The sequence below is a fragment of the Lentzea sp. NPDC058450 genome, assembly GCF_042721395.1.
Taxonomy (GTDB): domain Bacteria; phylum Actinomycetota; class Actinomycetes; order Mycobacteriales; family Pseudonocardiaceae; genus Lentzea.
In genome coordinates, this window is the sequence record NZ_JBHXLO010000006.1 from 74,354 (window position 1) to 87,931 (window position 13,578).

Sequence of the window (13,578 nt, forward strand, 5' to 3'; positions counted from 1 at the left end):
TGTATGCCGAGGTCCCGCTCTCCCCGCATGCGGCGCGGGGTGAACGGGGCCTCGGTCTTTTGTTTGGTGGCCAACGGTCGCGAGTGAACGCGCGTGAGCGTCCGCTAACTGGGACGGCAGGCGGCTGATCAGCCAAAACGGAGAAGTACCCGGCTCAACCAGTGGCAAACCGGGAATGTCGCGCAACTCTCACTCGACTGGCCCGAGTTGAACGGTCGGTTACGCTTACTCGGCTGTAACGAACCTCGACGTTGGCCGCAATGTCGTTCCCCAGCGGGGAATCGTTACACATCCATGACCTAGATCACCCATTGGCGGGTGTCCCTGGGTTTCGCGGCTGTTAAAGTCGCGTCAACACGCGGGCCATCGTCGTCCCGTGCTCCCACCTGTTGGTTCGAGGTCTGAGCACGAGGACTTTAGTTCTTTACGCGAGGACGACGAAGGAGGTCTGCGCAGTGATCTTCTCCGCCATCCCCGGCCCCCAGGGTCTGTACGACCCGTCTGAGGAGCGCGACGCCTGCGGTGTCGCCATGGTGGCCGACATCCAGGGCAGGCGTTCCCACGGCATCGTGAACGATGCCCTGACGGCGCTCGCGAACCTGGAGCACCGAGGAGCCGCGGGCGCCGAGCCCACGTCCGGCGACGGTGCTGGCATTCTTCTTCAACTGCCGGACGAGTTCCTGCGCGCGGTGGTCGAGTTCGACCTTCCCGAGCGCGGGCAGTACGCCGCCGGCATCGCCTTTCTGCCGTTTGAGACCGAAGAACGCGCCGCCGCGATGGTCCAGATCGAACGGATCGCCGAGGAGGAGAACCTCGTCGTCCTCGGCTGGCGCGCGGTCCCGACCGATCCGGAGAAGGCCAGCGTCGGCCCGACCGCGATGTCGGTGGCGCCGCACTTCGCTCAGCTCTTCGTGAAGGGCACGCGCGACGAGGCCGGAATCGCGCTGGACCGCCTCGCCTTCGCCCTGCGCAAGCGGGTCGAGCACGAGGGCAGCGTCTACTTCCCTTCCCTGTCGGCACGAACGATCGTCTACAAGGGAATGCTGACGACCGAGCAGCTGCCGGCGTTCTTCCCCGACCTGCACGACGAGCGCCTCTACTCGGCGATCGCGTTGGTGCACAGTCGTTTCTCCACGAACACGTTCCCGTCGTGGCCGCTCGCGCATCCGTTCCGGTTCGTCGCGCACAACGGTGAGATCAACACCGTCCGCGGCAACCGCAACCGCATGCGCGCCCGCGAGGCGTTGCTGGACAGCGAACTGATCCCGGGCGACCTCGCGCGGCTGTTCCCGATCTGCAACCCGGACGGCTCGGACTCCGCGTCGTTCGACGAGGTGCTGGAACTGCTGCACCTCGGTGGCCGCAGCCTGCCGCACGCGGTGCTGATGATGATCCCGGAGGCGTGGGAGAACCACGCCACGATGGACCCGAAGCGCCGCGCGTTCTACCAGTTCCACGCGTCGCTGATGGAGCCGTGGGACGGTCCGGCCTGCGTCACGTTCACCGACGGCGAGCTCGTGGGCGCGGTCCTCGACCGCAACGGCCTGCGTCCCGCCCGCTGGTGGCAGACCGCCGACGGCCGCGTCGTTCTCGCATCCGAGACGGGTGTGCTCGACGTGCCGTCCGACCAGGTCGTCGCGAAGGGACGGTTGCAGCCCGGCCGCATGTTCCTCGTGGACACCGCGCAGGGCCGGATCATCGACGACGAGGAGTTCAAGTCGAACCTCGCGTCGGAGCAGCCCTACGACGAGTGGTTGCACGCCGGCCTGCTCGACCTCGCGGACCTGCAGGACCGCGAGCACGTCGTGCAGAGCCACGAGTCCGTCGTGCGCCGCCAGCTCACCTTCGGCTACACCGAGGAGGAGCTGCGGATCCTGCTCACGCCCATGTCGATCATGGGCATGGAGCCGCTCGCGTCGATGGGCACGGACACCCCGGTCGCGGCGCTGAGCCAGCGCTCGCGGTTGCTCTACGACTACTTCGTGCAGAACTTCGCGCAGGTCACGAACCCGCCGCTGGACGCGATCCGCGAGGAGATCGTCACGTCGGTCAAGCGCGTGATGGGCCCGGAGCAGAACCTGCTCGACCCCGGCCCCGTCTCGTGCCGCCACGTCACGCTCGACTACCCGGTGATCGACAACGACGAGCTCGCGAAGCTCATCCACATCAACGACGACGGCGACCTGCCGGGCTTCGCCTGCACCGTCCTGTCCGGACTGTACGAAGTGGACGGTGGTGGCGAGGCGCTGACCGCCGCGATCGAGCGCGTGCGTCGCGAGGCGTCGGAGGCCATCGCGAACGGTGCCCGGACGCTGGTGCTCAGCGACCGCGACTCGGACCACCGGATGGCGCCGATCCCGTCGCTGCTGCTCGTCTCCTCGGTGCACCACCACCTGGTGCGCACCAAGGAACGCCTGCGCGTCGCGCTCGTCGTCGAGTCCGGTGACTGCCGCGAGGTCCACCACGTCGCCGCCCTGCTGAGCTACGGCGCCGCCGCGGTCAACCCGTACCTCGCGTTCGAGACGATCGAGGACCTGATCAGCCAGGGCGCCATCACCGGCGTTCCGGCGCACAAGGCGATCCGCAACTACGTCAAGGCGCTGGTCAAGGGCGTCCTGAAGATCATGTCGAAGATGGGCATCTCGACGGTCGGCGCCTACACCGCGGCGCAGATCTTCGAGGCCGTCGGCCTGTCGAACGACCTGCTGGACGAGTACTTCACCGGCACGCAGTCGAAGCTTGGCGGCGCCGGCCTCGACGTGCTCGCCGAAGAGGTGGCCGTCCGCCACCGCCGCGCGCACCCGGACAACCCGACGGCGCGCGAGCACCGCCGCCTGGAGGTCGGTGGCGAGTACTCGTACCGCCGCGAGGGCGAGCTGCACCTGTTCACGCCGGAGACGGTGTTCCTGCTCCAGCACGCCACGAAGACGCGCAAGGAGGACGTCTTCCGCCAGTACACGGCGGAGGTCGAGCGCATCTCCCGGCAGGGCGGCACGCTGCGCGGCCTGTTCAAGTTCAAGGCCGAGGGCCGCACACCGATCCCGATCGACGAGGTCGAGCCGGTCAGCGCGATCGTCAAGCGCTTCAACACCGGCGCCATGTCGTACGGCTCCATCTCGGCGGAGGCGCACGAGACCCTCGCCATCGCGATGAACCGCCTCGGCGGCCGGTCGAACTCCGGTGAGGGCGGCGAGGACCGCGAGCGCCTGTACGACCCGGAACGGCGTTCCGCGGTCAAGCAGGTCGCGAGTGGACGGTTCGGCGTCACGAGCGAGTACCTCGTGAACTCCACGGACATCCAGATCAAGATGGCGCAGGGTGCCAAGCCCGGCGAGGGCGGTCAGCTGCCCGGCTTCAAGGTCTACCCGTGGGTCGCGCGCACCCGGCACTCCACGCCGGGTGTCGGTCTGATCTCGCCGCCGCCGCACCACGACATCTACTCGATCGAGGATCTGGCGCAACTCATCCACGATCTGAAGAACGCGAACGAGCAGGCCCGGGTTCATGTGAAGTTGGTCAGCTCCATCGGTGTCGGCACGGTCGCCGCCGGTGTGGCCAAGGCCCACGCGGACGTCGTGCTGATCTCCGGCTACGACGGCGGCACCGGCGCCTCGCCGATGAACTCGCTCAAGCACGCGGGCACGCCGTGGGAGATCGGCCTCGCCGAGACCCAGCAGACGTTGCTGCTCAACGGGTTGCGCGACCGCATCACCGTCCAGGTCGACGGCGCGATGCGCACCGGCCGCGACGTCGTGGTCGCCGCGCTGCTCGGCGCCGAGGAGTTCGGCTTCGCCACCGCGCCGCTGATCGTCGCGGGCTGCGTGATGATGCGCGTCTGCCACCTGGACACGTGCCCGGTCGGCGTCGCCACGCAGAACCCGGACCTCCGCGCCCGCTACACCGGCCAGGCCGACCACGTCGTGAACTTCTTCGAGTTCATCGCGCAGGAGGCCCGCGAGATCCTGGCCGAGCTCGGTTTCCGCACGATCGACGAGGCCGTCGGTCACGCGGAGCTGCTCGACAAGGACGAGGCGATCGAGCACTGGAAGACCGAGGGCCTGAACCTCGCGCCGGTCTTCGAGGTGCCGGAGACCCCGTACCCGACGGCGAAGCGCCGCATCCGCGAGCAGGACCACGGCCTCGACAAGGCTCTGGACCGCACGCTGATCCAGCTCGCCGAGGCGGCGCTGGAGGACGCGCACCAGGTCACCCTGGAACTGCCCGTCCGCAACGTCAACCGCACCGTCGGCACGCTGCTCGGCGCCGAGGTCACCCGTCGCTACGGCGGCGAGGGCCTGGAGGACGACACGATCCGGGTCAAGCTGACCGGGTCGGCCGGGCAGTCGCTCGGCGCGTTCCTGCCGCGCGGCATCACGCTCGAGATGGTCGGCGACGCCAACGACTACGTCGGCAAGGGCCTGTCCGGCGGGCGGATCATCGTCCGGCCGCACGACGACGCGCCGTTCCGCGCCGAGCAGCAGGTGATCGCGGGCAACGTGATCGGCTACGGCGCCACGTCCGGTGAGGTCTTCCTGCGCGGACGGGTCGGAGAACGCTTCTGCGTCCGCAACTCCGGCGCGCTGCTCGTGGCGGAGGGCGTGGGCGACCACGCGTTCGAGTACATGACCGGTGGCCGGGCCGTGGTGCTCGGGCCGACCGGGCGCAACGTCGCGGCCGGCATGTCCGGCGGCATCGCGTACGTGCTGGACCTGGATCCCCTGTCGGTGAACCAGGAGATGGTGAATCTGCAGCGCCTCAGCGCCGAGGACCTGCGTTGGCTCAAGGACGCCGTCACCAAGCACCACGAGGCCACGGGTTCCGCCGTCGCCGCGTCGCTGCTCGGGGACTGGACCCGTCGGGCCGGTGCGTTCACGAAGGTCATGCCCGGCGACTACCAGCGCGTTCTCGAGGCCATGCGCCTCGCCCGCGCTGAGGGCCGGGACGTTGACGCGGCTGTCATGGAGGCGTCTCGTGGCTGATCCACAGGGTTTCATGAAGTTCTCCCGCTCCGACGCGCCGAAGCGTCCGAAGCCGGAGAGGTTGCAGGACTGGAACGAGGTCTACCTCCAGGAAGCCCCGGAGGAGCGCAACGCCGCCGTGCGCACGCAGGCGACGCGGTGCATGGACTGCGGCATTCCCTTCTGCCACAGCGGAACGGCGGGCTGCCCGCTCGGGAACCTGATTCCCGAGTGGAACGACCTGGTGCGCCGCGGCGACTGGGAGCTGGCCTCGGACCGCCTGCACGCCACCAACAACTTCCCGGAGTTCACCGGCAGGTTGTGCCCGGCGCCGTGCGAGGCCGCCTGCGTGCTGGCGATCTCGAACGACGCCGGTGGCGCCGTGGCGATCAAGCGCGTCGAAGAGACGATCGCGGACATGTCGTGGGAGAACGGCTACGTGCAGCCGTCCCAGGCGGCCGTGTCGTCGGGCAAGCGCGTCGCGATCGTCGGCTCCGGTCCGGCCGGTCTGGCCGCGGCGCAGCAGCTGACCCGCGCGGGCCACGAGGTCGTCGTGTACGAACGCGATGACCGTCTCGGCGGGCTGCTGCGGTACGGCATCCCCGAGTTCAAGATGGAGAAGAAGGTCCTCGACCGCAGGCTGTCGCAGCTGCGTCGCGAAGGCACCAAGTTCGTCACCGGCTGCGAGGTCGGCGTCGACGTCACGGTCGAGCAGCTGCGGGCCGAGTTCGACTCGGTCGTGCTCGCCGTCGGTGCGCTGCGGGGCCGTGACGACAAGACGACGCCCGGCCGTGAGCTCCAGGGCGTGCACCTCGCGATGGACCACCTGGTCCCCGCGAACCGCGCCGTCGAGGGTGACGGGCCGTCTCCGTTCTCCGCTGAGGGCAAGCACGTCATCGTCATCGGCGGTGGCGACACGGGTGCCGACTGCTACGGCACCGCGACCCGCGAGGGCGCGCTGTCCGTGACGCAGCTCGACCAGTACCCGATGCCGCCGTCGGTCCGCGACGACGACCGCTCGCCGTGGCCGGTGTGGCCGCACATCCTGCGCACGTACCCCGCGCACGAGGAGGCCGGCGAACGCCGCTTCACCGTGGCGGTCAAGCGTTTCGTGGGCGACGACGAGGGCCACGTGCGGTTCATCGAGCTGCAGCAGGTGCGGGTCGAGAAGGACTCGTCCGGCCGCCGTTCGGTCGTGCCGGTGTCCGACGAGATCGAGGTCCTGCCCGCGGACATGGTGCTGCTGGCCATCGGCTTCGAGGGCGTCGAGCACATGCGCCTGCTGGACGACCTCGGCATCTCGCTGACGCAGCGCGGCACGATCTCGTGCGGCTCCGACTGGCAGACGAGCGCGCCCGGCGTGTTCGTCTGCGGGGACGCCCACCGCGGCGCCTCCCTGGTGGTGTGGGCGATCGCCGAGGGGCGGTCCGTGGCCAACGCCGTGGACAACTTCCTCACGGGTTCCTCGAACCTGCCGTCGCCGGTCATCCCGAACCAGCTTCCGCTCGCTGTGGTCTGACAACGGCGTTCGACCAGCGGAGAGCAGCATGACGCCCCGCGTGACAATGGAGTCGCGCGGGGCGTTCGCCTTTTCCTAGGGTGTTCCGCGTGGTGTGGGCGATCCGGGGAGAGTTCGAGAACCGCGGCTGGGACGACGTCGCGGCGTGGTTCGCCGAGCTGGCCGGGCTGAAGCACAACCAGTTGCCGGGTTTGCCGTCGCACCAGCACATGCGGGACATCGTGGCGAGCGTGCTCGCCAGCGACGCGGCCGACTCGCTCGGGGTGACCACGTCGATGTTCGACCTCGTCGCCGTGTCGCTGGTGGCGAAGCCCTGGTACTACGAGACGATCCACGTCGCGTCACCGTCGTCGCTCGTACCGGTCCGGGAGGGGTGCTGCGTGTTGCTGTTCCACGGTGCCAAACGCCGTCGGCAGGACAGCTACGACCGGCAGGAGGTCCCGGTGGCCGAGGCCGTGCCCGCGTTCTGGCGGATGGTCGAGGAGAAGTTCGGCATCACCCGGTAGCACAAGTGTCGCGATAGGACAGTTCCGGCAGGTGCCGCTGCCACTCCTGCGCGGTGAGCCCGCCTTCCGCGAGTGCGCAGGCACCGCGGAGCAGGTCGCCGGACGTGATCCCTTCCGCCGCGAGCACCATGGTCAGGTCGGCGCGCGTGTCGTCGTTGGGCGCCAACGCATGCGCGGTCAGGCTCAGCCGCAACGCCAGCTGTGGCAATGACTCGCGGAGGAACCGCGCCTCGGCGGTGAGCGAGCGGGCGACGGCCTTGTCGCGTTCGTCGCTGGCCACGCTCCACTGGGCCGCCGCGAGGCCGGCCGCGCCGATCGCCGTCACCAGGAAGACCGCCAGCCAGCTGATGGTCTGCCTGCGGTCGCGGCGGCGCTGGCGGCGCAGTGCCTCGATCCGGCCCCTGCTCACGTCGAGGAACCGGCGGGCGGCGGGGGAGAGGTCATCGGCGGCTACCAGGGGTGCGACGGCGGCGAACGTGTCCTTGTTGAGCAGCAGGTGGTCGGCTCGGCCGCCCTCGATCCACTGCGAGGCGTCCAGTTCGACGGACTGGGCGGCGCGCAGGCCGATCTGGCGTTCGTCGATGGCGTTGCGCAGCGGGCGCCACTCGGTGAACAACGCCTCGTGCGCCACGCCGATCCAGCGGCCCCGCTGGTCGCCGCTCGCGGTCAGCAGGCGGTGCCGGACGAACACCTCCAGCGCGTCCTGGGCCCGGGAGTCCAGCTGGGCGAGGCTGACGCGCTTGCGGGTCGGCCTGCCGGTGTGGTCGAGCGTCGCGAGGGAGGCGAGCCGCGCGAGGAGTTCCTCCCGACCGGTCCTGGTCTCCGCCACGGCGAAGTCGAGCACCTCGTCGGCGTGCCGGGCGAGTGCGCCGTGGACGCCGCCGAGGTGTTCGTACCGTTCGCTCGACAACGTGCCGCCGCGGGGCACGCCGATCGCCAGGTGCTGCAACGTGAACGCCAGCAACGGCAGCGCCTCGCCGCTCGCCGTGTCCTCGACCAGCCTCGCCACCAGTTCCGGGTGCACCTTGAGTCCGGCCACCCGCGCGGGGCCGGTGATCACGACGTTCAGCACCTCGCGGGCGAGCGGCGCCAGCACGTAGCTGCCGAGGTGCACGCCGCCCAGCTCCGGCAACGTCCGCAGCTCGTCCAGGAACTCCGACCGCAGCGTGGCGACCACCCGCACGTTGCCCGCGATCGCGTCCCGGAGCAGGGTCGCGACCTGCTGGCGGTCCTTCTCGGCGGCACGGGTGAAGAGCTCCTCGGCCTGGTCGACGGTGATCAGCAGCCTGCGGTCGTCGTCCACCAGCTCGCGGGCCACGCCGCGCAGCCCGTCGAGCACCAGCCGGTCCTTGGTCTCCTGGACCGACCAGCGCAGGCCCGCTTGGAAAGCGGTCTTGCGCACCGCGCGGGCGAGGGCGTCGAGCGGGTCGTTGCCCGGCAGCCACGGCGGCGTCACGAGCCAGCGCGGGTCGTCCGCGAGCTGCGCCAGCAGGCCGGCCCTGAGCAGCGACGACTTGCCGCAGCCGGACGGGCCGACGACGGCGAGCAGGCCGGGGGCGCGGCGGACCTTGCGGGCCAGCGCGCGGGTCTCGGTGTCGCGGCCGAAGAAGACGGCGCTCAACGCGGTGCTGAACGCGTCCAGGCCGGGGAACGGCTCCTGGTTCTTCGCGAGCTTGCGGCCGCCCGCGTCGAACTGCCGCAGCGCCTTGCGCAGGTGTTCGCGGGCGGTGGTGTGCGGGATGTGGTTGAGGTGGTTGATCAACGGGTGGATGACGCCGCCGAGCTGCACCGGCAGCAGCAGGCACCCCAGCGCGTCCGCGATGGCCACCTCGGCGGTGCACCAGCTCGACCTGACCGACGCCTCGCTGACGACGCAGACGACGGCGTCCGCCCGGCGCAGCTCCAGGTGCAGACGCTCGCGCCAGGCCTCTCCCACCTGGATTCCGTCATCGGGGTGAACTTCCAGGAACGTCTCATGGTCCGGGTCCAGCCAGTTGCGCACTTGTGTCGCGAGCGCCACATTCTGTGTTGCGTGGCTGATGAAAACCCTCGCCACGATCGCCTCCCTTGGCATTCGGTCACCGATTGTGCAGAGTCGGCGGGGATCGGCGGCCGGGTGTCCACTAATTGGCACATCTACAACGCAGCGAAGCCACTCTGTGTGTACGTACCTTTCCGTAAAAGCGGAAACACTTTCGGGTGAAACTTCGGTGTGATCCGGGCGAAGTCCGTCTCGTATATCGCGCGGGTTGTCCACTTCGGGCGAAACTGATAGTCGTAGATCAACTCAGTCGGGGGGTGTCGGCATGCGCAGTGTTCTTCTCACTGTCATCGTCGCGCTCTGCGCCGTGCTCACCCCGGCCGTGTCGACCGCGTCGATCGGCGCGCCACCACCGAAGTCGAAGACCTCGGCTCCCAAGGAGGAAGCGCCCCGCGAGGAGCGCGACCCGAGCCGGCTGCGCCTGTTGGTCAGTTCCGTCGACCGTTCGTCCAATGTGGCCGCACCGTCGTTCTTCACCGTGTTCACGCCCCGTGCCGTGCCCGGTGTTCTCACTCTCGTGTCCAACGCCGAACCAATAGTGGTCTGGCGCACACCTCCTGCGTTGCAGGTGTTCCGCAACTGATCAGACCTGTCTCTCCCCGGGTCTAACCGAACACCTATTACCTATCGCAGTGAGGGATTCCCATGGACTTCCATCGCTTTGTTCAGCATGCCCGCGCACACGCCGCTTCGCGTTCGAGCGCACTCGGCCGCAAGCTCGCCGCAGGTCAGCAACCCACGACCATGTTCATCACGTGCGCGGATTCGCGGATCGTGACGGCGGCGATCACCGGCGCCGAGCCCGGTTCGTTGTTCGAGATGCGCACCGCGGGCAACGTCATCCCGCCCTATTCGCTCACCACGCCGTCCAGCGAGATGGCCACGATCGAGTTCGCCGTGCTCCAGCTCGGCGTCAGCGAGATCGTCGTCTGCGGCCACTCGCACTGCGGTGCGGTCGGCGCGTTGAACGGCGGCGGCATCGACCACCTGCCCGCGATGCGCGGCTGGCTGCGTCCGGGGCAGCCCCGGCAGGCGTCCGGCCCGGCGATGCGCCCCGAGGGCCAGGACCACGTCCGCGCCCAGTTGGACGTCCTGCTGGCGTACCCGTTCGTGGCGGAGGAGGTCGCCGCCGGGTCGTTGCGCGTCCACGGCTGGTTCTACGACATCGAGACCGGCGAGGTCTCCGCGTGCGCCGAGCACGCCTTCCTTCCGCTGTAGGGGTCTCGACGTGATGAAGAAGTACTGGACCGACATCGGCGCGTCGGTCGTCGTGTTCCTCGTGGCGCTGCCGCTGTGCGTGGGCGTGGCGGTGGCGTCCGGGGTGCCGGCCGAGCTCGGCATCGTGACCGGAGTGGTCGGCGGCATCGTCGTCGGCCTGCTGCCGGGCAGCTCGATGCAGGTGAGCGGGCCGGCCGCCGGACTGACGGTGCTGGTGGCGGATGCCGTCAGCCGGCACGGGATCGCGGCGCTGGGCGTGATCGTCCTCGGCGCCGGGCTTTTGCAGGTGGTGCTGGGCTTAACGAGGTGCGGACGGTGGTTCCGCGCGATCTCGCCGTCCGTCGTGCAGGGCATGCTGGCGGGCATCGGCCTCGTGCTGATCTTCGGTCAGCTCAGGCACCTGGTGGTCTCGCCCGTCGCCTTGGCGCTGGGCCTGCTCACCGTGCTGATCATGCTGCTGTGGCAGCGCACCCCGATGAAGGTGGTGCCGGGCATCCTCGTCGGCGTGGTGGTCTGCACCGCGATCGCGGCGGTGTTCGCGACACCGGTGGACCGCATCAACGTAGGAACGCTCTCCACGGACGTGCACCTGCCGGACTTCTCGTTGCTCAGCACGGGAGTCATCGGCACGGCGGTGGTGTTCGCCCTCGTCGCCTCGGCCGAGTCGATGTTCAGCGCGGCCGCCGTCGACCGGATGCACACAGGTCCGCGCACGCAGTACAACAAAGAACTGGTCGCGCAGGGCGTCGGCAACACGATCTGCGGTCTGCTGGGCGCGTTGCCCATGACGGCCGTGATCGTGCGCAGCGCCGCCAACGTCAACGCCGGTGCCCGGACGAAGGCGTCGCGGGTGCTGCACGGCGTGTGGCTGCTGCTGTTCGTCGTGCTGCTGCCGGGGTTGCTCACGCTGATCCCGGTGGCCGTGCTGGCGGCGGTCCTGGTGCACGCGGGCTGGAAGCTGCTGGGCCTTCGCGAGGTCGTCTCGTTGTGGCGCACGGACAAGGCCGAGGGCTTCGTCTTCGTCCTGACCGCGGGTCTCATCGTGGGCACCGACCTGCTCACCGGCACGGTCGCCGGTCTGCTCGCGGCGGTCATCAAGACGGCCTGGGACGTCTCCAGGCTCCAGGTGACCGTGACGCCGGAGGGGGTGGCGTTGCGCGGCAACGCGACGTTCCTGCGGCTGCCGGTGCTGCTGGACGAGCTCGACCGGGTGGACCGGGAGCACGTCCGGATGGACCTGAGCGGGGTCCGGCACCTCGACCAGGCCTGCGGGCAGGCGATCGACCAGTGGGTGGACCAGTCGCGACGAGCGGGTAAGACCGTCGACCTGGTCGGCAGATAGCAGAAAGGCGCCGCGACCGTGGGGGTCGCGGTCGCGGCGCCTTCCTCATTCAGGTGGTCACTAGTGGGTCGTGAACTGGCCGCGCACTGCGCCGCCGGGGAACGGTCCCGTGTGGATGTTCGAGTAGAAGTCCTTGGGGGACTTGCGCAGCGCGTCCAGCGTGGCCTTGTCGGCGGCGGCCGAACCCGAGACCGCGAAGATGCCGTTCGGGACGGCCGTGCCGAAGAACGTGATCTTCACGGCGCCGTTGACGCCCTTGGCGCCCTGGTGGACGTGGCCGAGCGTCGGCGCGTCGATGTTCACCCAGGCCAGCGAGAAGTCGACACCGGTGGCGGTGGGCTGCACGAACGTGATGGCCTGGCCGTCCGGGTCGCCGACCTTCGGGCCGTCCTGCACCGGAACCTCGTTGCGGCCGTTGGAGAACGCGCGCAGCTTGCCGCCCTTGATGATGTCGAGTGGGTTGACCTGCCTGGTCAACGGCTTGAGCTGGCCGCGGACGGCGCCACCGGGCTTCTCGGTGCTGTGCAGGTTCACGTAGAACCCGGCGGGGTTCTTGCGGATGTCGTTGGCGAGCTGGGCGTCGACCACGGTCTGGCCGGCGGCCGCGTTCAGCGTCTCCGGCATCGGGGTCGTGAACAGGTTGACCTTCACCGCGCCGTTCTGGCCGGCCGCGCCCTGGTGGATGTGGCCGAGCGTGAGCTGCGAGGTCTTCTGCCACTGCACGGCGAACGTCACGCGGTCGCCGCGGACCTCGACCAGGGCCTTCGCGCTGGCGTCGTTGTCACCGACGTCGGGGCCACCGGCCGTCGGGACCTCCTGGCGGCCGTCGAGATCGGCCGAGAAGAACAGGGGCTTGCCGGTCGCGGGCTTGACCGGGGGCTGGTTCTGCACCGGGGTCTGGCCGGTCGCGGGCGGGGGAGTGCCGTGCGCGCCGTGGTCCTGACCGCCGTGCTCCTGGCCCGCGCCACCCGCCTTCGTGGCGGTCGGCTGCTTCGCTGAACCACCCGCGTCGATGTTGAGGGTGTTGCCGTCGGCGGTGAAGTTCTCGAACGCCGAGCCGCCGTTCTTCACGACCACGCGGACCTCGACCTTGCCGGCGCCGGGCTTCACGGTGAACGTGCGCGACTCGCCCTTCTTCGTGCTGTCGAGGCACCGACCTTCCAGCTGGTCGGCGGCGCAGAACGACGCCTCGTAGCCGACCGTGTTGGTGATCTTGACCGTGACCTCGCCCTGGGCGGCGGACGCGGGAGTGGCGACGCCGAGGCCTAGTCCGGCCGAAAGAAGGCATGCGGCAGCGACAGTTTTGTTGACAGACATGGGATTGGGCTCCAAGGCTCCACGAGTGGGAGTCGGGGGGTCTGGCGGACCCGACATGACCAACACGGCCGGGGATCGGATTCGGTTCAAGAATTTTTTCGCTGAACCGGATCGCGTCTCGTTACGTGTCATCGTCGGAACAGGACACACCCGCTAGGAGACGAAGATGCGTGCACGTATGGGAATTCTGCTGCTGCCCGCCCTGGTCGCCGGGCTCGCCGCGTGCGGAAGTGAAGCGCCGCAACAGGGTGCGCAGCAGCAGGAGGCTCCCGCGAACGTCGCGGTGAAGATCGTGCAGTCCGAGCTCGGCCCGATCCTGGCCGACCAGACGGGACGGACGCTCTACGCCTTCACCAAGGACGAGAACAAGCCCGCCGAGTGCGACGCCGACTGCATCGCCGTGTGGCCCGCCCTGACCTCACAGTCCAAAGCGGACGTCGAGGACGGCGCCGACGGCGAGCTCGTCTCGCAGGAGGACGAGAGCTCGCAGGTCGTCTACGGCAAGTGGCCGGTCTACTACTACGTGGGTGACCAGGTCGCCGGCGACGTGAACGGCCAGGGCGTCGACGACGAGTGGTTCGCGATCGCCGCGGACGGGAAACTCGTCAAGAAGAGCTGATGAACACTGGGCCGTTCGGGTGTACGCGGCTAACGGCCCGGTGCGAGATGTCGACCCT

Annotated in this window: 9 protein-coding genes; 7 read left to right on the plus strand and 2 right to left on the minus strand. The window is 69.3% G+C overall.

Translation table 11 applies throughout. From position 1 onward, the window contains the following. Positions 1-455 precede the first annotated feature (455 nt). The 3 genes from gltB to ACFWNN_RS12005 all read left to right on the plus strand — a co-directional run bounded on the left by gltB (position 456) and on the right by ACFWNN_RS12005 (position 6,983). Positions 456-4,979, plus strand: coding sequence for a glutamate synthase large subunit (gene gltB / locus ACFWNN_RS11995; RefSeq protein WP_382439901.1), 4,524 nt, complete (start codon positions 456-458; stop codon positions 4,977-4,979). Beyond that, complete coding sequence (locus tag ACFWNN_RS12000; RefSeq protein ID WP_382439902.1) at positions 4,972-6,477, plus strand: glutamate synthase subunit beta; 1,506 nt, start codon at positions 4,972-4,974, stop codon at positions 6,475-6,477. The genes gltB and ACFWNN_RS12000 overlap by 8 nt, the downstream gene beginning before the upstream one ends. Positions 6,478-6,566: 89 nt before the next feature. Then, positions 6,567-6,983: a hypothetical protein gene (locus ACFWNN_RS12005; RefSeq protein WP_382439903.1), complete on the plus strand. Its 417-nt coding sequence runs from the start codon at positions 6,567-6,569 to the stop codon at positions 6,981-6,983. Here ACFWNN_RS12005 and ACFWNN_RS12010 read toward each other — a convergent pair. Beyond that, on the minus strand, positions 6,973-9,057 hold the full coding sequence (locus tag ACFWNN_RS12010) for a TIR domain-containing protein (RefSeq protein WP_382439904.1): 2,085 nt from the start codon (positions 9,055-9,057) through the stop codon (positions 6,973-6,975). The genes ACFWNN_RS12005 and ACFWNN_RS12010 overlap by 11 nt on opposite strands. Positions 9,058-9,289: 232 nt before the next feature. Between ACFWNN_RS12010 and ACFWNN_RS12015 the strand changes: the two genes are divergently transcribed. From ACFWNN_RS12015 to ACFWNN_RS12025, 3 genes are all read left to right on the plus strand, one after another. After that, a complete protein-coding gene (locus ACFWNN_RS12015; RefSeq protein WP_382439905.1) occupies positions 9,290-9,607 on the plus strand; it encodes a hypothetical protein in 318 nt (105 codons plus the stop codon). Positions 9,608-9,768: 161 nt separating this feature from the next. Then, positions 9,769-10,242 (plus strand): carbonic anhydrase, encoded by a 474-nt coding sequence (locus ACFWNN_RS12020; RefSeq protein ID WP_382439906.1) that lies wholly within the window; start codon positions 9,769-9,771, stop codon positions 10,240-10,242. Positions 10,243-10,255: 13 nt separating this feature from the next. Beyond that, on the plus strand, positions 10,256-11,584 hold the full coding sequence (locus ACFWNN_RS12025) for a SulP family inorganic anion transporter (protein ID WP_382439907.1): 1,329 nt from the start codon (positions 10,256-10,258) through the stop codon (positions 11,582-11,584). 60 nt (positions 11,585-11,644) lie between these two features. Here the strand turns inward: ACFWNN_RS12025 and ACFWNN_RS12030 are convergent, their stop codons facing one another. Then, positions 11,645-12,901 (minus strand): CHRD domain-containing protein, encoded by a 1,257-nt coding sequence (locus tag ACFWNN_RS12030; RefSeq protein ID WP_382439908.1) that lies wholly within the window; start codon positions 12,899-12,901, stop codon positions 11,645-11,647. Positions 12,902-13,067: 166 nt separating this feature from the next. Here ACFWNN_RS12030 and ACFWNN_RS12035 point away from each other — a divergent pair, with 166 nt between their 5' ends. Beyond that, a complete protein-coding gene (locus ACFWNN_RS12035; protein ID WP_382439909.1) occupies positions 13,068-13,520 on the plus strand; it encodes a hypothetical protein in 453 nt (150 codons plus the stop codon). Positions 13,521-13,578: the final 58 nt, after the last annotated feature.

Coding starts and splice junctions, on each gene's coding strand:
- ACFWNN_RS12015 (WP_382439905.1), top strand. CDS start 9,290: ATGCGCAGTGTTCTTCTCACTGTCATCGTCGCGCTCTGCGCCGTGCTC.
- ACFWNN_RS12035 (WP_382439909.1), top strand. CDS start 13,068: ATGCGTGCACGTATGGGAATTCTGCTGCTGCCCGCCCTGGTCGCCGGG.
- ACFWNN_RS12025 (WP_382439907.1), top strand. CDS start 10,256: ATGAAGAAGTACTGGACCGACATCGGCGCGTCGGTCGTCGTGTTCCTC.
- ACFWNN_RS12020 (WP_382439906.1), top strand. CDS start 9,769: ATGTTCATCACGTGCGCGGATTCGCGGATCGTGACGGCGGCGATCACC.
- ACFWNN_RS12030 (WP_382439908.1), bottom strand. CDS start 12,901: ATGTCTGTCAACAAAACTGTCGCTGCCGCATGCCTTCTTTCGGCCGGA.
- ACFWNN_RS12010 (WP_382439904.1), bottom strand. CDS start 9,057: ATGCCAAGGGAGGCGATCGTGGCGAGGGTTTTCATCAGCCACGCAACA.